This window comes from Pseudarthrobacter sulfonivorans (assembly GCF_014712225.1).
In the GTDB taxonomy this organism is placed as follows: Bacteria; Actinomycetota; Actinomycetes; order Actinomycetales; family Micrococcaceae; genus Arthrobacter; species Arthrobacter sulfonivorans.
Genome location: NZ_JACXBW010000002.1, coordinates 196,152 through 219,308 on the forward strand (window position 1 = coordinate 196,152; position 23,157 = coordinate 219,308).

Sequence of the window (23,157 nt, forward strand, 5' to 3'; positions counted from 1 at the left end):
CCGTAGTCCGAGGGAGTTGGCCCTGACATCTTGCAATGAAACAGCGAGTCCAGTCTGGCTATGTGGCTAGCCGCACCATGTCGCCGCGCAGTTCAAGATGGCCGGTGTCCACTCCATGCTGCAGCCCCTCATTCAGGCGGGCCGTGATGCCAGCAGTCCGGCGCTTCCCGCCGAACGTCTGAATCGTTTCCCGATGCAGCTCACTCACTCCGATGCCGCCTGTCGCACTCACAATATCCACCATCGCATTCCGCAGTTCCACAACGCTGATGTGCTCGGGCTTACGAACGATCTCCGCGTCATTAGACCGGAAGATGCTCCAAGTGCGCCTATCCACCGCGGCATCCCAAACAAATCCATCGTCATCAAAAACGTGGGTCGACGGTTCGACCAGACGAAGCACGGAGTCCGCACGGGGACCGTTGACCTTATTGAGTCCGAATGCAGCACAGACCAGTCTTGCCAATCGGTCCTGATGTACTGGCCCCTCAGCCGCGACAACAACCCCAATGGCATCTCGGACGGCAGCAATCGAACGTCGTGAGTGCAGGCTGTCAAGAACGTCCGTGGTTCCGAACGCCTGCACGGTCCACGGCTGGTAGGTAGCCACTTCGGAGGCAACAGGCACCGACGAGGACAGCCCAGCTGGCTTCCGAATCTCCTCAAACAGCGGCAGCGTTCCGATCGGGTCAGTGACAATTCCAGCGGGCTCCTCAACAGCCTCACCGCCATCAACTCCGGGAAGGTCAACCTCGCGCGGAGCCGGCTCAGCGACAGCCTCTTCCGAAACGTCGCCAGCAGCTTCCCGCAAGGACAGTTCCAGCCGATCGAGTACCGCCTCACTGTCCGCAAGCCATGCCGGCAACCACACCCGCTCCACTGAAGGCCACCGCATCATCCGCGTCAGGACATCCCGGGGCAGCCCGTCCCGGTCACCCGCGGTCCGGCGTGCAGCCCAGGCCGGACCGTCCAGCAGGATGGCCATCAGCTGGCGGGACGGGTCTTCCGCCAGCGCAACACTCAAATCCACCTTGAAATCGGACAATCCCACATCCGAAACAACCACGAACCCGCGGTCCCGCAACGCGTCGGCTATCTCTTCCCGGTGCAGGTCAATGCTGGCGGCGCGGCGCCCATCATAAGGCAAAGCAGCGGTCCCCTGCTCGGCCAGATCAAGGTAGGACCGCAGGTGCTTGATGCCGACGGAGCTGGTTTCCTCGGAGCGCAGGTCGGCCGGGTTGAAGCTGGAGAAAACAATAACTTGCCGGCGTGCACGGGTGACGGCAACGTTGAGGCGGCGTTCACCGCCAGATCGGTTTAGGGGACCAAAGTTCAGCGGCAGGTATCCCTTGTCATTCTTGCTGAACCCCGTCGAGAACAGGATGACGTCCCGCTCATCACCCTGGACGTTCTCGAGGTTCTTGACGAACAGCCCTTCTGCATCGTCGTCAAGAGCAGCGACGATACGCGGATCCTCGGTGTCACGCAGCAGACCTTCGATCAGTGCGCGTTGCTGCAGGTTGAAGGTCACCACTCCTACGGAGGGAGTCCCCGCCGGATCAGCACTGAATCTTTTGCGGATCTCGGCCACCACCGCCGCGGCCTCCACAGGATTGGTACGGAGGACTTTGGATGGTCCCGAGCGGTGGAACTGGCCGTCAACCCGGACAAAGTTCACCCCGTGCCCGCGGACACCCGCATTCGCGGCGCCGTGGGACGGACCCGGGAACGAGGAAAGCTTGCTGTCGTAGTACTGCTGGTTACTGAATGCAATCAGCGATTCGTCCTGGCTCCGGTAGTGCCAGGACAGCCACTGCCGCGGCACCCGCGCTTCCACGCATTCGGAAAGGATCGACTCCATATCCTCCACCACGGAGATCTCGGCGTCGCCGTCGCCGCCAGCGTCGGAGGAAATCTCCGCGAACGACGTCGGCGGCATCTGTTTGCTGTCACCCACCACCACCACTGAGGCACCACGTCCCATCGCACCCACCGCGTCGGCCACCCGGATCTGTGAGGCTTCGTCGAACACCACGATGTCGAACAGGCCGGCCTTGGCAGGGAAGAACCGGGCCACCGAATCCGGGCTGACCAGGGTGCAGGGCATGATCCCCGTGATGAGGTCTGAGTAGTGTTCCATCAGTTTGCGGACGGACATGCCACCCCGCTGCCTGGTCAGTTGCCGTTGCAGCTCGCCCATACGCCCGGAGGTCGACGACGACGAGACCGTCCGGGAACGTAGGACCCCGGCGGCCAGGTTGGTTTTGAGCAGCTCGCGTACCGTTTCCGCTCGGCTGGTGAACCTCTCGATGGTGCGCTCGTGCACGCTGGTGTCAAAGTCGCTCAACCCGGTAGCGATGCGCCGCTCGGACAGCGACCCTTCAGCCAAGCCTCGTTCAAAAGCGGCTGCGGCGTCATCGGCCTCCAGCTCACCGTCGAGGATGGCAATACGCGCGTCCACCAGCCCCGCAGCACGCAGCGGCTCGACATGGCGGACCAGCTCGAGCCACTGCCTCAGCGGCACCGACCCCGCCGTATCCAGCCGCCGCGGCACGGACGTTTCCCACCAGCGGGCCAGGAAGGCCCGCTCACCGGTCCACCTACGCAGGTCAGCGGTACCCACACCCTGGATCTGCAGGAATTCTTCCCAAGCCTGGGAAAGCTCCCGCAGCCAGCCGACAACGTTCTGGTGGACGTCCGGGGCGTCCTTCAGGAACGTGCGGAGCTCGCTCTGAAAGCTCACGACGGCGGGCTCCGGAGACGGCTGCACCGCTTGCGCGGCCCAGCGCAGCCAGGAAATGCGGTGTCGCAGGTCAGCTTGGGCATCGGGCGTCAGCGGGTTCCAGTGCTGGTCCGCAGGAAGCCCGGGCAACGAGCCCCGCGTTGCCCGCAGGCCGGAGACCTCGTGCTGGACAGCTACCAGCTTCTCCAGCAGCGGCACCAGCTCCTTGTGGCGGACTTCAGCTCCGGAAACAAGCACGGGGGACAGTTCGGCGACCACTGCCAGCAACCGCTTCTTGCGTCCCCAGAATCCGGAGGCCGCGGCCTGCTGCGCGCGGCCGAGAATTTCTGGCAGAGGAAGATCCATAGCCCCGGGCGCCACCTGCTCAAGGCCCGGATGCTGGACGGACGCAAAGGCCGTCACCAGCTTCTCCAACTGTTCAGCGTTTACCGACCAGTCGCCGGAGCGGACCACATCCAGGGTCCCCAAGGGAACGTTCCGGTCCTGCAGCAGCGCCGCGAGAGTTTCGAGGTCGGCCGGCGTCTGCGCTGCGTCCAGAACCGACGGAAGTCCGGGGGTTGGCCGCAAGGCGTTCAGCGCCTCGTTGAGGCGACGTCCCAGAGCCAGCAGCTGCTGCTCCTGCTGCTCATCGCCGGCAACGGTGGCAAACCGCCATGGGTGGTCAGGCCCAGGACGGACGGGGTCGGTGAACTCCGGAAGTTCCCGGAACACCTGCCGGATCGAGTTCAGGGTGGAGTCATATAAGGACGCTGTCAGCTCCGGGCTGAGCGGAACCGTCGCCTGATCAGGTTCATAGGTCAGAGCCTTGGTGCGCGCACTGTAGAGGGAAAGCTGCGCGCCGTTCTCTTCATGGACGTTGTTGGCATAGCGGACCAGCCCACGCCGGGCTGAGGCAAGATCGGTGGAGGCAGTCTCAAGCTGCTGCTTATTCGCAGACAGGCTCAGCTCCAGGGCGTGTTTGATCTGCGCCCTGACCACCGCCGGCTTGCTGCCCTTGTCATGCAGGTCAAGGGAGAACGGGCCCATCCCGACGTCGTCGAGCCGCCTCTGGACAACATCGAGTGCCGCCCGCTTCTCCGCGACGAACAGAACCCGTTTGCCGTCAGCAATGGCGCGGGTCAGGAGGTTGGTGATGGTCTGTGACTTTCCGGTGCCCGGAGGGCCTTCCAGGACAAACGTTTGGCCGGCCACTGCAGACGCGACTGCCTCCAACTGCGACGAGTCCGCTGGTATTGGACACTGCGCCGCAAGGGCGTCCAGGTCGACGTCGGGCATGACGGGAATGCTGTCTGAATAGAGTTCCGTGGGGGTGCTGATCAGGTGGTTGAGCAGGCTGTTGGCCGTGAATTCCTTCCAGCTCTCGTCAAGGTCCTTCCACAGCCGGAACTTGGCGAACTGCAACATGGACAGGTCCACGGTGTTTTCCACTCGGAAGGCAAGGCCCTTGGCCGATACGGCGGCCCGGACTGCGGCGAACGCAGCGTCCAGATCGATTCCGGATCCGTCTTCCTCCGGCTCGGCCAGGCCCGGAATCCGCAGGTCGTGGGACTGCGCCAGCTTCTCAAGGAGGCAATAGTTTGGCGTCGACTGGCCAGTTTCATCGAGTGCGACCCGATACAAACCGTTCTTCCCTGCGGAAGTCAGCTTGACGGGGACCAGAACCAGCGGGGACCGGAGAGCCCGGCCATCCAGCTCCCACATCAGGCTACCGAGGGCCAGGTAGAGGTTGTTGGCTCCAGTTTCCTCCAGCTGGGTCTTTGCCTTGTAGGCGAGCCCGCGCATCTTGGCGTTGTAGCCGTCTTCGCTGACCTCGGCAAACACGGACTTTTTGGAGCTAAGCAGGTCCGCAAGTTCGTCCTGGGGAAGGTCCTTGCCGAAGCGGACGCCGCGCTCCTGGTGGATGGCGCTGATCTGGTTGGACGGAAGCAGGCTGACGGCCGTGCCCTTGCTGATGAGGTCCTCGAACGCGCCCATCCATGCCGTAGGCACTGCCAGAGGGAACCTGGCCGTATCAGTGAAGTTGATGAGTCTGTTCCGCAGGCTCAGGTCCAACAGGGCGTTCTTCCACTGGACCACCCGGGGTGGAACATCGGTTGTGGTCCTGGCCGTTCCTCCTCTTGGGGCTGCCTTCTTCGGCAGCTCCGGCGCAGTCTTGGTTTCCGGGACGTAGTTGACCACCGAGTAGGTTCCGGCCTCGGACGCCGTCCGGGCCGGCAGCGGGTAGATGCCATCGAGGCGGGCGCGCCTGATGTCAGTCACGGCGTTGATCTCGTCATTGCCGCTTTCCACATAACGGTTCAGCGGGCTGCTGCGGAGTGCGGCCGCCGAGATCGGCTGACTGCCGGTGAGGAGTGTGGTTTCCACGAGGCCGATGAAGCCCCGCTGTACAAGGCTGACCAACTCGGGCACGTCGTCGGACGCGGCAGTGCTGAGACTGCCTTCTTCCCGCCAGTAGCCGAGGAAGGCGTGGCCATCCACCAGCCAGAGCAGAGGCCTGATGCCGCAGAATTCCAAAGCGGCGGCCAGGACCAGCGTGGTGTCGAGGCACGTGCCAAGACGGTCCTCAAGGACCTGCGCCGGCGTACGGACCTGCTGGCCTTCCAGACCCCAGCTGGCGGGTGGCATGCTGTAGCGGATGTCGCGGGCGCTCATTGCCTGGGCGATGGCGAACACGATCTGGTCAACCCGGTCCCCGTCTTCCAGGTACCCGTCGAAGCTGCCGCTGCCCGTTGTTTGCATGAGGATGTCGGCGGCCTCCGACATAAGCTTGGCAATGCTGGGGTGGTGCGGTTGCACGTACGCGGCCAGGAACTCGTAGGACACGAGTCCACGTCCGGCGATCCACAACTGGGCGGGCAGGAGCGTCAGGTCCGTCTCTGCGCGGCCCAGCTCCGTCACGTGTGCATCGGCGCCCGCCGATTGCACGGTCACCAGGACCTTTCCCATCTGCCGGTCAGCCAGTTCATACATGGTGGCAGCCTGAACTGGGACGTTGAGGTCATCCAGCGTGATGGTCTGCCCCGCGGCCAGGTCCACATACTGCTGGAAGTCGCCGGAGATCCGGCCCGACTGCGCGGAGGCCTCCACATGGACAACGGCACCACGGATTTCCGCCCCACCGTTGGTGATCTTGACCTGCCTGACGAAGCGGAAGCCGTTATGCGCCATCGCGTAGCTCAGTGCATCTGCAGTGGTCACCTCGACCACAACGTGAGGAGCGGATGCCGCCGGTTCACGGATGGCGGGTTCACCCGAAAAACTAGCCTCCGGGAGGTCGGACGGCCCGACGGCGGCCGGCAGAGCCTGCTGGTCTTCTTCCGGTTGTTCCCGGTTCGGAGAAGACCGGTTCTGGTACTCGGTGAGAAGCGCAGTCAACTCGTTGTGTGTGTCGGTCAGGCCGATAATCTTGGCCAGCCGCCCTGCAGTGTCCAGGGTACGAAACGTATCGGAGTCGTCGAAGGACTCGTTGTGTGCCCAAAGGTTGCGTGCCTGGCGCAGCTCGGAGGTGTGGCTGCGCGCATCATGCGGGAGGTTAAAGGGGTAGCCAAGTGACCCCATGGATTCCGTCATAATCCGCAGCTGCAGGCTGAGATCCGTGGGGGCGTAGGTCTGCGCAGTGCGTCCGGCGTTCTCGTCCTTGTGCCGAATGATCTTGGTCCAGGCCACGCCGGGGGCTACACCAGCGAGCACCCCTGTGATGTAAGGCTCAAGGCCAACCGCCAAGGCGTCAAGGGCCCGGCCCACATACTCGCGGTTGGACAGACTCATTAGATTCCCCCATCTACGGCACCGGCATCAGCACCGTCATTCAATCAATGCAACCAATCATGGCATCCGGCGCTGACAATACTGCGTGTTTGCTGGTTCTGGCGCCGCTCAATGATCGGGAAACCTGTAAGTTACGGCCCCGACCAATTGAACCCCGTCGTTTGAGGCCCTTTCGGCCCTTCCGAGGCCGCGGACAAGGAGAAAGAGCGGTGTGGCCGAGGCGGCGAGCTTGGACCGCGGGCGCTTCCGTTCCGCAGGGCCGGTGGGGCTGCGATTAAGCGGACTTCCGGCTTACCGTGCGATCCGCCCTTCAAGTTCTTCGTCGATCCTACGATTGCGTGCGGAGATGAAAGCGTTGCTAAGCCGTAGATACTCGAGGTATTCGTCACTGTCCTTCGGAACGGCCGGTGTGCTGAAGTCGGCGAACGGGTGGAAGAACCGGATGGTCTCGCCGTCATCCTCCACGAGGTCTTCCAACAAAAAGAATTTGACGTACCCGGCGAAATCCCCGAACAGGGCGAAGAATTCCGCATACCTGAGCAGTACTTCTGCGAGGGGGCTCGGCTCACGAAGATAGTGGCGGCGGATGCACTCCAAGGTCAGGTCGAAGCGATCGGCGATCCTGGGGTGGAGTCCGCGTGCACCATTGATCGTCGGTTTCCTGCCGATCCTGTTGCCTGGAAACACAAGAGCGCTTCCGGGGGTGTAGCCAAGGTACTCGGGTAAGTCGTCTTCCGGTATGTCACGGATGACGTTCCAAGCCTTCTTTCGCAGCCTGGTGGTGATGGCGTCGCTGGCGAGGAAGAAAACACCGGACGAGGAGCGGTGCACGAGGTACGCGCGGGGTTCCATTGCCAGGTCGAAGTGCGGGCCGGTGGGCAACTCCTTGCTCCACAGCAGCTGGTGGTACTTCCGCAGGGTGGGGCTGAAGGAGTCAGGGTCCTTGCCGGCCGGAGTGTCGGAGTGGAAATCGAAGGTCATCAGTGTCCCTCGTGCTCGACGCGTGTTTTTAGCGGTTGTGACATGTGCAAGTTCAGGCCGACGAGTGTGTCCATTGTTGAGACCCCCAAATTGTCGTTGAAGCGTAAGTTGCATGAATCCTTTCACGTGATCCCACGCGCGAAGACGGTCTTGATCCAATGCTGCGTCAAAGCTGAGATGAAGTCGCCGCGCTGCCGGCCAGGACGCCGCCGGTGGGGAGGACACTGTTTTGGACTACGGCCTGAGGTTTTCGAACCCGGCGAAGTACTCGTGCCCTGCGCCGCGCCCACGAACTGGTCATCTCCGGTATCCCGCGCCCGGAGATCCCCAACAGCCTGGCGGATTCGTGGCGCCGCTCTATGGCCCTGGGCATCAGCCCGGACCAGCACAGCCCGCGGCACCTGCTGGTGCTCACCGACGCCCGCTGCGAGATCCTGTGGCGGGTGGGCAGCTCGGACGTACTGCGCCGGGCTGACCGGCTGGAGTCCTCCGAAGGGGCCGACTGGTCCGAGGCCGGCATCGGCACCAACGCCATCAGCGAAGCATTGGTCACCGGCCGGCGCGTCCAGCTGTTCTCCGCCGAGCACCTGGTCCGCACCCACCACGAGTGGGCCTGCACTGCGGCGCCTATCACGGACCCTTCGACGGGTAAGTTGCTGGGTGTGCTCGACGTCTCCGGACCGCTGGACACCCTCAGCGCGGACTCGCTGAGGATGGTGCGGTACGCGGTCCGGGTGGCGGAAGCTCTTTTGGGAACGCCCGACGGCGGGACGTCCTTGGGTGCCTCCTCCACCGTTCGTGCGTCCCGGCAGGCCGTCCGCCAGCCCGGCGGTGCGGTTTCGTCGCTGGAGCTGCTAGGAGACAGGCCGGCGGCGGTGTTCCGGGACGGGGAGCAGGGTCCCGCTGACGCTGCGCCGGGCGGAGATCCTGGCGCTGCTGGATTCCCGGTCACAGGGGTGGAGCGCCGAGGAACTGGCCTACGAGCTCTACGGTGATGCAGGCACCCCGCAGGCCATCCGCACCGAGATGTTCCGGGTCCGCTCGATGCTGGGCGATGCCGTGGAGTCGAACCCGTACCGGTTCGTATCGGGTCTGGCGGGACGTTCCGATTCGGGCCGAGTACTGCGGCTGCTGCACGAAGGACGGATGGCCGAGGCGCGGGAGGCTTATCGGGCTCCCCTGCTGAGCCGGTCAGGCGCCTTGGCCGTGCAGCTGCTCCGGGATTAGCTGGGCCTGGCCCTCGGATCGGCGGTACGGTCCAGCGGTGACGCCGGGCTCCTGGTCCGCTGGCTGAGCAATGATCTGGGCTCCACCGATTTTGAGGCAGTGGAAGCACTGGGACGCCTGGTGGGTCGCAGGGATGCACGGTACGTGTCGTTCCGGGCGTCACTAATCGGCGTTTAAGCCTCTCTCCCCCGGTCGTTGCGGCTGTCGAAACCCCAGACTCCGACGACCGACGACGTCTCCAGGGACGGCTGGGACGGCTACGCCCTCCGCCGCCGCATCACCCAGGGCTGGGTGGACGCGGACGTGGGCAACGCCGTGGTCCTCACCGACGACGTGCACCGCAACTGGGCCAAAGACTCAAGGTCGATTACAAGGACCCGGCGTCCCCCGTGGTTGGCTCGGAACTGGTGTGCACCTCCATCACGTCAACCAGCAACGGCAGCGGCTCCGCCACCGACCCGACCATGGCCTGGAACCCGCCCCTGAAGTTCTACAATGACAACCGCGGCTACGTGAACACCCGCATCACGAAGGATGCGGTGACCGCCGACTTCCGCGTCCTGGACTACGTCAGGAAGCCGGGATCGCCCGTCAGCACGAAGGCCTCCTTCGCGATCCAGGACGGGGTTTCGGGGCTGCAGCAGGCCTAACGTTCCGCAAGGACCCTGATTGACAACGATGGGGCAGTCAGCATTTTCTGCTGGCCGCCCCGCCGCTGTTATCCGAACGCATCGAGTCGCGACTCAAGTTCAGCTATGACCTGGTGATCACAGTCCCGCGTCTAGAAGCTGCCGCACAATCTCAGTTCCGATCGCGATGCGGTCAACCGTGTCAATTCCGTCCATCTGCTTGATCTCGATGATGCCGCCCTGGGACACACCAAGCTCGCGCCGGATCGAATAGTACAACTCCGCGAAATCGTTCAGCGCCGGTCCTGACAGTTCGAACCCTGTCGGGACCGAGCGAATCCCGACGCCGCTGCGTGTGAGCCGTAACCGTCGGGGAATCGTCTCGTGTCCGGTGAACCAAGGGTCTTCGACGTTGAGTGGGTTACCGAGATTACGCCAAATGGCCAGGAGGTAGGGGTCCCGGTACCTGCTGTTGAGCGTGCTCGTACCACCGCGGAGCATGCATAGCGAGTAGCCGAGCGCTCCGCTTTCTGAGTAGTAGATTCCCGAGCCGCCCTCACGCATGGCCGAATATTTCACCATGTAGTAGCGCCAGTCGAAGTCGAGCTCCGATTCACGCTGGGCGAGCCATTCGGATTGCACTGCCACTAGGGCTGGCTTCAAATCGTCGCCGTCATCGATGGAATCGAGGAGCCTGGCAAGAGCGGAGCGCGTTGAAGACAGCGCCTCACGGTCTGCGCCGGTAAGCAGTTCGCGCCAAGCATTTTCGAAACGCTTAGAGCCTGTTCCGAATTGAAACTTCCTGTTGTTCGTTGTCCGTTGATACTCGCCAGCTGCCAGAAGCGCGCCAGTGGCCTCGAACCAGGACTCGGGCTCCGATGCTAGGCGATGGAACGCGTCGGACCGAGCATTGAACTTTTCCGGATCAAGCAAGAACGCACCGATCGACCCACGCAGAAGGTGATGATCTTCCAAGCGATGAAGTGCCTCAGTGAGCTCTGGGTGGACGGCCAGGAAGTCGCGCTTCAGCAGTTCATCCTCGACCTGCGCTTTGTTGAAGCTGTCAATTTCGCCGAGGGCGTCGCCGAGCACAACCCGTTCGACGTCCCGGAGCAACCTAGGCATACGGTCGACACGGAGCTCATTCGGGGAAGCCTCTATGAGATTACGCAGGGAGCGGATCCGGGCCGGAATAGCGTCTGTGTCGTTAATGAGATGGTGGAGTACGGCAAAGAGCAGAAGGCCCTGCCCGAACGTAAAGACCCTTGTTCTGCCGCTTGTATCTCCGAAGGTGCGGCAGCAGGCATCGAACAGGTTGATGCGCTGATCTCGGAAGAAGAGCGTAACGCGATCGGCCTCAGCCCCGTCCTGCCGCTCGGTGGTACCCCGGAAGAGCCCGCTGAATACTCCGGCAACGTCGCGGCCGCCCCAGACGTCGAACGCCTTGAACAGGAAGTCCAATGACTCTGCCCGCTTGGGATTTACGGCACCGAACACCCGCTCAGTGCGGTGGCTAAGACGTTCGGGACGCTCACTGACCTCCACGCCAGGATCAAGCCACTCGCACAACTCGGTGATGTAGCCGATGTAGCGCATGAATTCGTCGTCGACGAGGTCGTCGTCGACGACGAATCCCCAGAGTAGGTCTGACCATGTGCCGTCAACCTTTAGCGCAAACTCCTTGGCGCGGTCGGTGGACTCAATAGTTTCCTCAAAGTGGGCCTTGAAGTTCTCGAAGTCAGTCAGAGGCTTCCCGCGGGAGTTCATCTTGATGTAGAGGTCCGCGGTCGAGCCCATGTTAGGCGGTGCGAGCAAAAGGAAGGAAACCGCAGGCTCGATCGGGTCAACGAGCCGGTCCCAGGCCATCTTGGAGTCCACCGTCCGAAACTTCAGGTGGATTGCGTCGAGCATGACGAGCATGGACTGGATGGTCGGATCGTGCCGCCAGACGAAGAGGTACCACGGTTGGTCAATGACCCATGCTGACGGCTGCTCCACCGTGTCTGGCAGCGTGGTCATCACAAGCCGTTCGCAGAATAACCGGGCACTGGGCCGGGTGGCGTACGAGAACTTCGCCCACGCCTCGGTGGAACGAAGCTCCCCCGCTCGCGACGCGAGATACCAGTGCAGCAGAAACAACGTGGTGAGCCGCTGCTGACCGTCGAGAGGCTCCAACACACCTGACTTCACTTCGCCATAGACGAAGTCGAGGTCCACCGGAGCCGGTTTCTCCCCGGCGACGGCTGAGTGCAGAACGTCGATGAACTTCTTTCGGATCTCGTCGACCGCGGCACTTTCGCGGCCTTGCGCATAGTCCCGCTGAATCATCGGGATCTCGATCGCTTGAATCTCTTCCGTTTCGTTGGGCAGGAAGAGGCCGGTGAACGTCGTGGACCTGCTTTGGGCACTCATGCTTCGCTCACTTCTTCCGTCAGATACGCGCCGATTTCACCGCGGAATGCTTCAAGGTAGGCACGACGATCCGAAGCGCCCCAAAAGTGGACCTGCTGTGCACCCTCGTCTGTGTAGTACTTGAGGAACACATTTCGTGTGCATACGGGGATATATGAACCCACGCGGTCTCTTCGAAGTATTTCAAGCCGCTTTACTTCGAAGACCGAGTTACTCAGGGCGCTGTTATCTCGGCTGTCGAGAAGAGCAAGGTTGTCAATGACGTGCACATCGCCCTCAGCGGCCTCATCGCCGGAGGAAAAAATCTCATTGACATCACGCTCCAGCGTCCGAAACATTTCCCGGCTAATCGACGGGATCGCGTGATCGATCCGACGGATGAGGTCGCGACGACGGTCCTCATCGAGCGGCAAACTGACTAACGCGTCACGATGCAATCTGAGCCAGCTCGTCCATTGCTCGCCCGTATTCAGGGCTTCGGCATTCTGGGCGTGGATGTGCTCCAGAGACCATGTGCCGGCCGCGTGCGCACTGAATGAATAGCGCTCCGAGGAATGCTTCATCTTGCGAATTGTTTCGACGTTCATCAAAAGCAGTGCCTGCGACGCCTTTTCCCGTCCCCCCGCGCTCTCGTAGGAGAGCCCGGAAAGTGCTGTATCCGTCAGGGCCAATTTGGTCTTGATCCTGTCGTCGAGCGTGGCTTCGAAGCTGCTCCTGGACTTGCCCCCTGCGGCACCAACGAGTTCGTCAAACGGCGTCCCTGTTGCGACTAAATACCCGACCTTATGGAACACGTTTCGGTCCTCGAACCAGCCGAGGATCAGCGAGTGGAGGTCAATGACTCTGTTCCAGAAAGCCTTGTAGTCTGCATGGATCTCGGCTCGCAGGGCCCCAAACGTGTGGAAGGGCAGACGCTCGCGTCCCCTCGGCCCGCCTGCAAGGGTATCGAGCAGCAGACTTATGTGCGTGGCCTGACTGTTCGCATGACCCGTAACGAACGCCCAGACCTCGGGCGTGCGGAGATCGCGCTCGAATGTGTCCCACTGCGCGGCGATCTCCAGCGACTGATCGGGCTGGCCCGGCGACCCCTTGGCCCGGGTCAGCAGGAGCGCCTTGACCAGTTCAGCATCTGTCAGGGGGATGCGTCCGACATTCAACCTCGTGAACAACTCAGTCGAATTCGTTGCTTCGGGCGCCTCGTACCAGATCACTTTTACGCGACGCGACAGATCGGTGTAGAAATCGATCGCCGCCTGAATCTCGCCGGACCCCAGCGCCTCGAACCACGATCTGATCGTAGAAGCAGCCTTGTGGATGTGAAAGAAGTCGATGTTCTGCTTGCTTCCGGCCTCATCCGGGACCTGCAGGTAATCCTGGCTTCCGACTCGCGTCTCGTACTCAAGCTCGAACCTTGCCCTCGCCGACGGCAAGGACCCACGAATGTCCTGCAGAATCAGGAACAACGTGGTAAGACGCTGTTGGCCGTCTACGAGTTCCCAACGACCGTCGGCCATTCGTTTCACAACGATCGGCTGGAGGTAGTAGGACGACTGCCCCCGGCTCCCGGCAACATCGTCGAGGAGCTGGGTGACCTCGTCTACGCCCCACCGGTACCCGCGCTGGTAGGCCCGGATGAAGAACCTTCCTTCAATATCGCCGACGAACCGTTCTTCGAGCAAACCTGTTGTCTTCCCCATGAACGCAACTGTACTCACCGCCTCCGACATTGAATGCAAATTCCAATAGTGTTTCGGCCGGACTCGGTTTTGGAATTCCGGCGGCGCCGCGCCGCCGCGTTCCAGGCATACTACGAGAGATGCCGCTGAGGGCCTCGTCCGAGCCTGCCGGGCCCGACATGAAGACCTTGAAACGAAAGGCACCCAGAGCAGCGGTGGCTCGGTCATCGTCACGCGCAACGAGCTTGATCATGCCCGACAGCATCCGGGGCTGTGCGTGATAGGAGTATGGTCCGGAATTCGTCTCATCGACGGGATTCGTGGATCCAGAGGGAACGGGCTTCAGAGTTCTTGCCTTAGATCCCGACGACCGGCACCTTCGTCCGCGTGACTTCGATTGGGTGCTTCCCGGCTACCCGCCTTTGACGGCGAGGCGGTCCCCAAGCAGGCTGTGCCGTACTCCCCCCTGAGGTTTTCGGACCCGGCGAAGTACTCGCGAGCTCTGCGCCGCGCCCACGAACTGGTCATCTCCGGCGTCCCCCGCCGGAGATCCCAACAACCTGGCGGATTCGTGGCGCCGCTCCATGGCCCTGGGCATCAGCCCGGACCAACACAGTCCCCGCCACCTGCACGAGGCCGCCGACGTCATGGAGCTGCGGCGGGAGCACCGGCTGCAGCAGGTCATGCCCGCGCTGCACGACCTACTGGCCGACGATTCCAGTTCCGGCTGGCACCTGCTGGTGCTCACCGACGCCCGCGGCGAGATCCTGTGGCGGGTGGGCAGCCCGGACGTGCTGCGGCGCGCGGATCGGCTGGAGTTCTCCGAAGGGGCCGACTGGCCAGAGGCCGGAATCGGCACCAACGCCATCAGCGAAGCGCTGGTCACCGGCCGGCTGCTCGGCGTGCTGGACGTCTCCGGTCCGCTGGACACCATCAGCGCGGACACGCTGCGGATGGTGCGGTGCGCAGTCCGGGTGGCGGAAACGCTGCTGGGAATGAACGACGGCGGCGCCACTTCGGGTGCCTCGGCTCCCGTTCGCGGGTCACGGCGGGCGGTCCGCCGGCCTTCTGTTGGTGTGGTGTCGCTGGAGCTGCTCGGGACAGGCCTGCCGCGGTGTTTGCTGATGGGAGCCGGGTGCCGCTGACGCTGCGTCGGGCCGAGATCCTCGCCCTGCTGGATTCACGCGCCCAGGGCTGGAGCGCTGAGGAACTGGCGTAAGAGCTATACGGCGACGCGGGTACGCCGCAGGCCCTCCGCACGGAGATGTTCGGGTCCGGTCCATGCTGGGCGATGCCGTGGAGTCGAACCCATACCGGTTCGTCGCGGGCCTTTCGGGCTGCTCGGATTCGGGACAGGTGCTGGGGCTGCTGTGCCAGGGGAAGGTGGCCGAGGCGCTGGAGGCCTACGCAGTTCCCCTGCTGAGCAGGTCGGGTGCCTTGGCCGTCCAGTTGCTCCGGGATCAGCTCGACCTGGCCCTCGGATCTGCAGTGCGGTCGAGCGGCGACGCCGGGCTCCTGGTCCGCTGGCTTTCGACGGATATGGGCTCCGCGGATGCTGAAGCAGTCGAGGCGCTGGGCCGCCTCGTGGGACGCGGGGACGCGGGGACGCGCGGTATCTGCCGTTCCGGGCGGGCATGAGCGACACGGGAAGGGACTTGCTGGGTTAGCCCGGCGTCCGGTCAGGGGTCAAGCCGCCTGCGCAGGAGGCAGAACTCGTTGCCTTCAGGGTCGGCCAGGACGTGCCACTGCTCGCTGCCTGTCTGCCCGACGTCGGCCGGGCGGGCCCCAAGGGCAAGCAAGCGTTCCAGCTCCGCGTCCTGGTCCCGGTCCACCGGGTTGACGTCGATGTGCAGCGGCAGGCGTCCGGTCCGCGGGTTGCTGCTCGGGCTCAGGATGATGGTCGGCCTCAGGCCGCCGAACCCGGCGTCCGGCGGCCCGATCTCGATGGCACCGTCCTCGCGGCCCAGCTCGACATATCCGAGGACCCCGCTCCAGAACCCTGCGAGGAGTTCCGGATCCGAGCAGTTGAGGACCAGTTCGCTGATACGGGAGACCATGAACGCCAGTGTACTGCGGGGCCTACTCGGCGATGTCCTCGGCCCAGAGGTCCGGGTTGTCGGACTGGAACGTGCGCATCATGTCGACGGAACGCTGATCATCCAGGACCACCACCTCAACCCCGCGGGTCCGCAGGAACTCCAACTCGCCGTCGAAGGTGCGGGCTTCCCCCACCACCACGCGGGGAATCTTGAACTGGACAATGGTTCCGGCGCACATGGCACACGGGGCGAGGGTGGTGTAGAGCGTGGTGTCCCGGTAACTCTTCTGCCGGCCGGCGGCGCGGAGAGCCGACATCTCTCCGTGCGCAATCGGATCGGCGTTCTGGACCCGCTCGTTGTGCCCGCTGGCAATGACCACGCAGTCCCGGACGAGCGCTGCTCCGATGGGGATGCCGCCCTCCGCCAGGCTCTTCCGGGCGGCCTGATAGGCGGCTTCGAACGCCGGGTGGGCGGTGCGGTCCAGTTCCGGCGCGGCGGATGCGTGCAGCTCGTGGGTCATGGCGCCATTCTCGCACGGACTGCTTCCAGGACGTTGTCGATCGCCACCCCCGAAGGATGAACGGTCGACGGCGGCACTTGCCTCCCGCCGCTGCCTTCCGTCCGTGCCGGGGAACGGCGGATCGGTCCCAAGCCGGTGGTTTTGCCGCTCCCTAACTGGTCCCTACTGAACGTCTTTTGCTGGCCCTTTCAGTCGTACCAAACGGTCGATACGATGAGTCATGACCAGCCAGGACCCATTGGAATTCCTCCGTCAGACACACCAACGCCGCAGCAAGCAGCTACTCGAGCTTGTCGCAGAACGCAGCGACCAACAACTTGAGCTTGCGGCGGAGGTGCTCGATTCTTTTAATGCGATGCATGAGGCAGAGCAGGTCCTCTACCATGCCAGAAGGCGCTACATCGAGTCTTTCAAAAGGGCCACTGGCGGCCAATGGAAGGCGCAGGAACTTCGGGACGCAGGATTTCCGACTCCGAAGGTTTCTGTCCTCAAACGGAGGATGGATTACCGTTACCTCATGACGCCGCCAGCCGACCCCGCCCCTCATGGCGCAAATATGGAGACGCCGACGAACTGACCAGCTAAGGCTCCGAGCCAAGCCCATATGGGCGCACCAGCACCTTCACTGCCGTGTCTTGGCGGTTGATTAGGGTGTCGAAGCCCTGCTCCACTAGGTTCTCCTGTGGGCCGCTCCGGATGATGAACGGATTAAGGGCCACATGGCTCTACCGCACCCTTGTGATCACGGCGTGGTCCCGGATGTAAGCGATGGTGCCGCGCAGGTCGATCTCATTGAGCACCAGCTTCTGCATATCCAGGGTGGCGGGCAGGGCCGGCTGGCCCTCACCTATGCCGGCGCGATGGCGCTGGGCGCGCACCCGGAAGCGTCGCTGCGGCAGCGCACCGGCGAGGCGATTGAGCAGAAGCATGCGATCGCCCGCTGGGCGGCGTCGGTGATCGTGCCCGGGGAGAGCATCCTGTTCGACCAACGCCAGCAGCGAGGCGCTGGTCCCCGGCCGGCCCTGTGCAGCTGTTCTCCGCCGAGCACCTGGTCCGCACCCACCACGAGTGGGCCTGCACGGCGGCGCCCACCGCGGACCCGGCCACGGGCCGGCTGCTGGGCTTGCTCGACGTCTCCGGACCGCTGGACACCCTCAGCGCGGACACGCTGCGGATGGTGCGGTGCGCCGTCCGGGTCGCGGAGGCCCTTTCGGGAACGCCCGACGGCGGGACGTCCTTGAGTGCCTCTTCCCCTGCTCGTGCCTCCCGGCCATCAGTCCGCCGGCCGGTTGCTGCAGGTGGAATCGCTGGAGCTCCTTGGGGACAAGCCGGCCGTAGTGTTCCGGGACGGCAGCCGGGTGCCGCTGACACTGCGCCGGGCGGAAATCCTTGCACTGCTGGACTCACGCGCCCAGGGCTGGAGCGCCGACGAACTGGCGTACGAGCTCTACGGTGATGCGGGCAAGCCGCAGGCCATCCGAACCGAGATGTTCCGGGTCCGCTCCATGCTCGGAGACGCCGTGGAGTCGAACCCTTACCAGTTGGCTGAGGACCTGACCGGATGCTCCGACTCGGCGCGGGTGCTGCGGCTGCTGCGCAAGGCGCAGGTCACCGACGCGCTGGAGGCGTACCGCGCTCCCCTGCTCAGCCGCCCGGGCGCCTTGGCCGTCCAGCTGCTCCGGGACCAGCTGGACCTGGCCGTCGGATCGGCCGTCGCTGCTAGCGGTGACGCCGGGCTCATTATCCGGTGGCTGTCCACGGATGTGGGGTCTGCGGATTTTGAGGCAGTCGAGGCGCTGGGACGGCTGGTGGGACGCGGGGATGCCCGGTATCAGTCGTTCCGGCGGGCATGAGCGACACCGGAGGGGACTTGTTGGTTTAGCCCCTGCGTCCGGTCAGGGGTCAAGCCGCTTGCGCAGGAGGCAGAACTCGTTGCCTTCAGGGTCCGCCAGGACGTGCCACTGCTCGCTGCCTGCCTGCCCGACGTCGGCCGGGCGGGCCCCAAGGGCAAGCAAGCGTTCCAGCTCCGCGTCCTGGTCCCGGTCTACCGGGTTGACGTCGATGTGCAGAGGGAGGCGTCCGGTCTGCGGGTTGCTGCTCGGGCTCAGGATGATGGTCGGCTGCAGGCCGCCGAACCCGGCGTCCGGCGGCCCGATCTCGATGGCACCATCCTCCCGGCCGAGCTCGACATAGCCGAGGACCCCACTCCAGAACCCTGCGAGGAGTTCCGGATCGGAGCAGTTGAGGACCAGTTCGCTGATACGGGAGACCATGAACGCCAGTGTACGACCAGGCCCTACTCGGCGATGTCCTCTGCCCAGAGATCGGGGTTGTCGGACTGGAAGGTGCGCATCATGTCGACGGAACGCTGATCATCCAGGACCACCACCTCAACCCCGCGTGTCCGCAGGAGCTCCAGCTCGCCGTCGAAGGTGCGCGCTTCACCCACCACCACGCGCGGAATCTTGAACTGGACGATGGTTCCGGCGCACATGGCACACGGGGCGAGGGTGGTGTAGAGCGTGGTGTCCCGGTAACTCTTCTGCCGGCCGGCGGCCCGGAGCGCCGACATTTCCCCGTGGGCAATCGGATCGGCGTTCTGGACCCGTTCGTTGTGCCCGCTGGCAATGACCACGCCGTCCCGGGCGAGCGCCGCCCCGATGGGGATCCCGCCCTCGGCCAGGCTCTTCCGGGCGGCCTGATAGGCGGCTTCGAATGCCGGGTGGGCGGTGCGGTCCAGTTCCGGCGCGGCGGATGCGTGCTGCTCGTGGGTCATGGCGCCATTGTCCCACGGACTACTCCCCGGACCGTGTCGATCCGCAGCGCCGAAGGAGGGAAGGACGACGACGGTACTTGCCTCCCGCCGCCGCCTCCCGTACGTGCTGGGGAAGGGACGCTGCTCCCCGTATTTTGAGGGGCCCGGGTCCTATATGCCGCACGGGGTCGAACCCGAACATCCTCGTACCGGTTACGCCAGTCCGGTAAGGCCTTTTGGTATCACCTAGCCCCCTTCGGAACGGCTTCGAACATCCACGCTAACCCGTTGAGGCCAATGAGATGGGAGAGAGGCATGGAATAACGGCCCAGTAACGCCCACCGCCCTAAAGTTCGATTGGAACTCGTAAATGCATATATGCAAATTCGGGCGACCTTGCACTGCAACAAAAAAATTTTCTTCGGTGAGTTTTAGTGCACGGGAAAGCGAACGCGGGAACCGTGAATAACTTGGAGGTCATAGGGCCGTGCTGCAGAGCGACCAAACCCCAATGACCATCACCCAGACGTCAACTAAAGACGTTGCACTAAGGAATCTTATGGTTTTCCGCGAATCGTCCGAGTTCTGTCGATCGCCCCCGCGGCCGCAGAGACGCCAGCGCGTGCGGCCTCCTCCTCAGAGGAATACGTGATTTTCGGGTCTTCGACAAGAGGAGCCCTGCGCTGGGTGTCGGCTGTCTCCGCCGAGTACGACCATTCCCCCGCGGACGTCTGCCTAGTCGTCACGACGAATCGCCGCCCCATATACCTTTCTTCGTGTTCCATGTCGCAATCCTACGACTGGCCATTTCGAACGTGCTTAATCTCGTCAACTGTGAGGAACAAAAATGCCTGACCCGAAAGGAATCCCGTCTCTATCCAATTATCTCGATTCGCTCCAGGCCGCGAAGCACCGCGACTTCTCGCGGATGCCCGAGAGCCGAGTCGCCCACGAGGATGCGTTCGCTGAGATGAAGGCGCATGTCGTCGGGCTCTACGAGAACGTCGATGCGCAGCACAGCTTCGTGGACGAGTCCGGAGCGATCTACGACTGCGTTCCCGTGGAGCAGCAGCCCGCGCTGAGGGGTTCGTCCGAGGGCGTGCCCAAGCCCCCGGATCTGCCGCCGCTCGAGAGCGGCCCCAGAGCGGAGACGGCGGAAGGGGCCGACGAGCGTGTCGACTCCCCTGTGGCCTCACCGCTGGATGCGGCCCGGAAGGATTGGCACGGGAATGTCATGCACTGTCCTGAGGGCACCGTCCCCATTCAGCGCGTCACACTCGAAACACTGACCCGGTTCGAGACGTTGCAGGATTTTTTCGCAAAGGGTCCTCGGGGAGCGGGCCGCCGCCCTCCGCGGGCAGCTGAACCCGCAACCGTTCCGGTGACGCACCGTTGGGCCCATGCCTATCAGAACGTGAACAACGGCGGCGGCCACAGTTATCTGAATATGTGGCAACCGGCCATTGGTGCCAATCAGGTGTTCTCGCTCTCCCAGCACTGGTATGTCGCGGGCAGCGGCGCCAATCTTCAGACGATCGAGTGCGGCTGGCAGGTCTATCCCCAGATGTACGGCGACTCCCGGCCGCATCTGTTCACCTACTGGACGGCCGATAATTACGGGTCTACTGGTTGCTACAACCTGAGCTGCACTGCGTTCGTCCAGACGTCTTCGTCGTTCGCCCCCGCGATGGCCGTCGCTCCCATCAGCATCAAAGGCGGTTCCCAGTACAGCATGGAGCTGGCCTACTGGCACACCGGGGGACGGTGGTGGCTTTATTACAACGGCACGCAAGGGGCCAACGCCATCGGCTACTACCCGGACACCCTCTACCAGGGCGGCGCCCTGACGAATAACGCCACCGAGATCGATTACGGGGGCGAGACCACCGGGACGACAAGTTTCCCGACGATGGGAAGCGGCGACTTCGCCAACCAGAGGTTTCAGCACGCGGCCTACCAGCGGGGCATTGGCTACTGGCCGCCGCAGGGCGGCGCGATGCTGAACGCCAACCTGACTCCCTCGCAGGGCTGGCCTGCCTGCTATACGGCCGACGTTGTGATGTACGGCGCCCCGTGGAACGAGACGATCTGGTTCGGCGGCCCGGGCGGCAACTGCTGACGGCGGGCAGGGCTCTCGACCGGCCGCCATCGAGCCGAAGAAATAAACGAACGAGCAGGCGGCGGGCCGCCCAACTGAGAGAACGTCCGGTAAAAAGGCGCATTAAGTGAAAGAGCGTTGGAGAGGCGGCGGCGGCCTGCCGTGGTTGAGCCTGTCGGGTTTCGACCGGCTCAACCACCGGCAGTCCGGGTGTTAGCGGGTGTGGTGACTGGCCTGTAGCTCGTACACCGGCGTCTCCCAGCGCACCGGCGAAGCGTTCGAGCAGAAGCACGCCATTGCCCGCCGGGGTCAGTGATTGTGCCCGGGGATAATATCCTGCTCGACGCCGACTCCGCCGCCGGTGCCTGGCGCATGAACTGCGTGGCCAGCGGGCCAAAGTGAGAGAGCGTCCGAAGAAAACGTGCATTAAGTGAGAGAGCGTTGAAGGTAAGGGTGGTTGAGCCTGTCGAAACCGGGTTTCGACAGGCTCAACCACCGGGGCCGATGTCAGCGCACGTGATGCGTGGGCTGCAGTTCGTAGACCGGCGTCTCCAGGCCCTCCATCCGGGCCTTGAGCTGCAGGGCCAGGTACGACGAGTAGTGCCGGCTCTGGTGCAGGTTGCCGCCGTGGATCCAGAGGTTGGGGACGTTGGTGGGCTTCCACATGTTGCGCAGCTCCCCTTCCCAGCGGCCCGGGTCCTTCGGGGTGTCCGAGCCGTAGCCCCAGCACTTCCCCACACGGTCAGCCACCTCGGGTGAGACCAGGTCCGCCAGCCAGCCGTTCATGGAGCCGTAGCCGGTGGCGTAGACGATCAGGTCGGCCTCGAGCTCGGTCCCATCGCCAAGGACCACGGCGTTGCCGGTGATCTTGGAAACCTCCCCCGAGCGGAGCTCCACCCTGCCGTCGATGATCAGCTGGGAGGCACCGACGTCGATGTAGTAGCCGGAGCCGCGCCTCAGGTACTTCACGAACAGCCCGGATCCGTCCACGCCGAAGTCCAGGTCGAATCCGGCGGCCTCCAGCTGGGAGTAGAACTCGGCATCGCGCTCAGCCATCGCCTGGTACACCGGCACCTGCGCCTCGGGCAGGATCCGCAGCGGCAGCGAGGCGAACAGCAGGTCGGCCTTCTCGGTGGTCACGCCGGCCACCAAAGCCTTCTCGGAGTACAGGTCGCCCAGCGCCAGGTCCATCAGCGATTCGCTGCGGGCAATGTGGGTGGAGGACCGCTGCACCATGGTGACGTCGGCGCCGTGCTCCCACAGGTCCGCGCAGATATCGTGCGCTGAGTTGTTGGAGCCGATCACCACGGCCTTCTTGCCGCTCCAGTCCCCACCGCCCGGGTGCTCCGACGAATGGCGCTGCTCCCCCAGGAAGGACCCCGCGCCGTCGAACGCTGGAATGTTCGGGTATCCGGAGACGCCGAGGGCGAACACCAGCTGCTTGGGCCGCAGGGTCACCGGCGACCCGTCGCGGACCACACTGACCACCCATTCCTGGGCGCCGTCGTCGAACTCGGCGCCCACGCACTCGGTGCCGCCCCAGTAGTTCAGCTCCATGATCCGGGTGTAGTGCTCCAGCCAGTCGCCGATCTTGTCCTTGGCGGCGAAGACGGGCCAGTCGTCGGGGAACTTCAGGTAGGGCATGTGGTCGTACCAGACGGGGTCGTGCAGGTGCAGGGACTTGTAGCGGTTCCGCCAGGAGTCGCCCGGCTTCTCATTCTTCTCGATGACGAGGGTGGGGACGCCCAGACGCCGCAGCCGGGCCGCGAGGCCGATGCCGCCCTGCCCGCCGCCGATGATGACCGTGTAGGGCTGTTCCTCGTAGCCGAGCCGCGCCTCGCGCTCCTCCTTCTGTTCCAGCCAGGAGCGCCGGCCCTTGATGATTTCGTGCGCCACGCTCTTCTCGCGGCGGGTCCCCTTCTTCTCCTCGAAGCCCTTCAGCTCCTGCATGGTGGTGAGCAGCGTCCAGCATTTGCCGTTCCGCAGCCGGAGGTGGCCGTAGCCGCGGGCGGCAGCCGTTTCGAAGGTGATCCAGGCTTCCGTGCTGCCGTCAGCGCCGGTGGCGTCCTCGGCGAGCGTCCAGTTCGCGGGCCGCACGTGGTCCAGTGTGGCCTCGAGCATCTGCCGGATGTCCGCCTTGCCTTCGAGCGTTTTCAGGTTCCAGGTGAACGCCACGAAATCGCGCCAGTAGCTGTCCTCCTCGAAAAGTTCGACGACGGCGTCCACGTCGCGCCGCTGCAGAGCGGTATCCAGGTCCGTCAGCCAGGCCTGCGCGGCTGCGGTGGGTGTGTCTGTCCTGTCCACTCCTT

The 23,157-nt window shown here is 63.9% G+C and carries 17 protein-coding genes and 1 pseudogene; 7 read left to right on the plus strand and 11 right to left on the minus strand.

All coding sequences use genetic code 11. From position 1 onward, the window contains the following. Positions 1–58: 58 nt before the first annotated feature. Together IAQ70_RS03245 and IAQ70_RS03250 are read right to left on the minus strand one after the other, a co-directional pair. Complete coding sequence (locus IAQ70_RS03245) at positions 59–6,511, minus strand: DUF3320 domain-containing protein (protein ID WP_190987869.1); 6,453 nt, start codon at positions 6,509–6,511, stop codon at positions 59–61. Between the two features lie 291 nt (positions 6,512–6,802). Continuing rightward, positions 6,803–7,492: a DUF6994 family protein gene (locus tag IAQ70_RS03250; RefSeq protein WP_190987871.1), complete on the minus strand. Its 690-nt coding sequence runs from the start codon at positions 7,490–7,492 to the stop codon at positions 6,803–6,805. Between the two features lie 359 nt (positions 7,493–7,851). Here IAQ70_RS03250 and IAQ70_RS22590 point away from each other — a divergent pair, with 359 nt between their 5' ends. Beyond that, positions 7,852–8,487: a GAF domain-containing protein gene (locus IAQ70_RS22590; protein ID WP_223858744.1), complete on the plus strand. Its 636-nt coding sequence runs from the start codon at positions 7,852–7,854 to the stop codon at positions 8,485–8,487. 451 nt (positions 8,488–8,938) lie between these two features. Continuing rightward, positions 8,939–9,369 (plus strand): annotated as a pseudogene (locus IAQ70_RS03260) (alkaline phosphatase D family protein); the annotation flags it as partial. Positions 9,370–9,486: 117 nt separating this feature from the next. Here the strand turns inward: IAQ70_RS03260 and IAQ70_RS03265 are convergent. Together IAQ70_RS03265 and IAQ70_RS03270 are read right to left on the minus strand one after the other, a co-directional pair. Beyond that, positions 9,487–11,760, minus strand: a complete 2,274-nt coding sequence (locus tag IAQ70_RS03265) for a DUF262 domain-containing protein (RefSeq protein WP_190987873.1) — start codon at positions 11,758–11,760, stop codon at positions 9,487–9,489. Further along, positions 11,757–13,457 (minus strand): DUF262 domain-containing protein, encoded by a 1,701-nt coding sequence (locus IAQ70_RS03270; protein ID WP_190987875.1) that lies wholly within the window; start codon positions 13,455–13,457, stop codon positions 11,757–11,759. Before IAQ70_RS03270 ends, IAQ70_RS03265 begins: the two co-directional genes overlap by 4 nt. 563 nt (positions 13,458–14,020) lie before the next feature. Between IAQ70_RS03270 and IAQ70_RS22595 the strand changes: the two genes are divergently transcribed. Both IAQ70_RS22595 and IAQ70_RS22600 read left to right on the plus strand, forming a co-directional pair. Next, positions 14,021–14,581, plus strand: a complete 561-nt coding sequence (locus IAQ70_RS22595) for a sigma-54-dependent transcriptional regulator family protein (RefSeq protein WP_223858746.1) — start codon at positions 14,021–14,023, stop codon at positions 14,579–14,581. Positions 14,582–14,732: 151 nt separating this feature from the next. Further along, positions 14,733–15,074 (plus strand): hypothetical protein, encoded by a 342-nt coding sequence (locus IAQ70_RS22600; RefSeq protein WP_223858748.1) that lies wholly within the window; start codon positions 14,733–14,735, stop codon positions 15,072–15,074. A 41-nt stretch (positions 15,075–15,115) separates the two neighbouring features. Here the strand turns inward: IAQ70_RS22600 and IAQ70_RS03280 are convergent, their stop codons facing one another. Together IAQ70_RS03280 and IAQ70_RS03285 are read right to left on the minus strand one after the other, a co-directional pair. Then, the gene (locus IAQ70_RS03280) at positions 15,116–15,493 is read right to left on the minus strand and encodes a VOC family protein (protein ID WP_190987876.1); all 378 of its coding nucleotides are present in this window, start codon (positions 15,491–15,493) and stop codon (positions 15,116–15,118) included. 22 nt (positions 15,494–15,515) lie between these two features. Continuing rightward, a complete protein-coding gene (locus IAQ70_RS03285) occupies positions 15,516–15,995 on the minus strand; it encodes a nucleoside deaminase (protein ID WP_190987877.1) in 480 nt (159 codons plus the stop codon). Positions 15,996–16,215: 220 nt separating this feature from the next. Between IAQ70_RS03285 and IAQ70_RS03290 the strand changes: the two genes are divergently transcribed. Next, the gene (locus tag IAQ70_RS03290) at positions 16,216–16,572 is read left to right on the plus strand and encodes a hypothetical protein (RefSeq protein WP_190987878.1); all 357 of its coding nucleotides are present in this window, start codon (positions 16,216–16,218) and stop codon (positions 16,570–16,572) included. Positions 16,573–16,720: 148 nt separating this feature from the next. Here IAQ70_RS03290 and IAQ70_RS23260 read toward each other — a convergent pair whose 3' ends face one another. Then, a complete protein-coding gene (locus tag IAQ70_RS23260; protein ID WP_190987880.1) occupies positions 16,721–16,924 on the minus strand; it encodes a hypothetical protein in 204 nt (67 codons plus the stop codon). 312 nt (positions 16,925–17,236) lie between these two features. Between IAQ70_RS23260 and IAQ70_RS03300 the strand changes: the two genes are divergently transcribed. Continuing rightward, positions 17,237–17,848 (plus strand): hypothetical protein, encoded by a 612-nt coding sequence (locus tag IAQ70_RS03300; RefSeq protein ID WP_190987882.1) that lies wholly within the window; start codon positions 17,237–17,239, stop codon positions 17,846–17,848. Between the two features lie 42 nt (positions 17,849–17,890). Here the strand turns inward: IAQ70_RS03300 and IAQ70_RS03305 are convergent, their stop codons facing one another. The 3 genes from IAQ70_RS03305 to IAQ70_RS03315 form a co-directional block, all read right to left on the minus strand. Beyond that, positions 17,891–18,268, minus strand: coding sequence for a VOC family protein (locus IAQ70_RS03305; RefSeq protein WP_190987884.1), 378 nt, complete (start codon positions 18,266–18,268; stop codon positions 17,891–17,893). Positions 18,269–18,291: 23 nt separating this feature from the next. Next, positions 18,292–18,771, minus strand: coding sequence for a nucleoside deaminase (locus tag IAQ70_RS03310; protein ID WP_190987886.1), 480 nt, complete (start codon positions 18,769–18,771; stop codon positions 18,292–18,294). 536 nt (positions 18,772–19,307) lie between these two features. Then, the gene (locus tag IAQ70_RS03315; protein WP_190987887.1) at positions 19,308–19,535 is read right to left on the minus strand and encodes a hypothetical protein; all 228 of its coding nucleotides are present in this window, start codon (positions 19,533–19,535) and stop codon (positions 19,308–19,310) included. A gap of 62 nt (positions 19,536–19,597) precedes the next feature. On the opposite strand from IAQ70_RS03315, the gene IAQ70_RS03320 reads away from it, so the two are divergent. After that, positions 19,598–20,869, plus strand: a complete 1,272-nt coding sequence (locus IAQ70_RS03320) for a neprosin family prolyl endopeptidase (protein ID WP_190987889.1) — start codon at positions 19,598–19,600, stop codon at positions 20,867–20,869. A gap of 486 nt (positions 20,870–21,355) precedes the next feature. Here IAQ70_RS03320 and IAQ70_RS03325 read toward each other — a convergent pair whose 3' ends face one another. Continuing rightward, complete coding sequence (locus IAQ70_RS03325; RefSeq protein WP_190987891.1) at positions 21,356–23,152, minus strand: NAD(P)-binding domain-containing protein; 1,797 nt, start codon at positions 23,150–23,152, stop codon at positions 21,356–21,358. Positions 23,153–23,157: the final 5 nt, after the last annotated feature.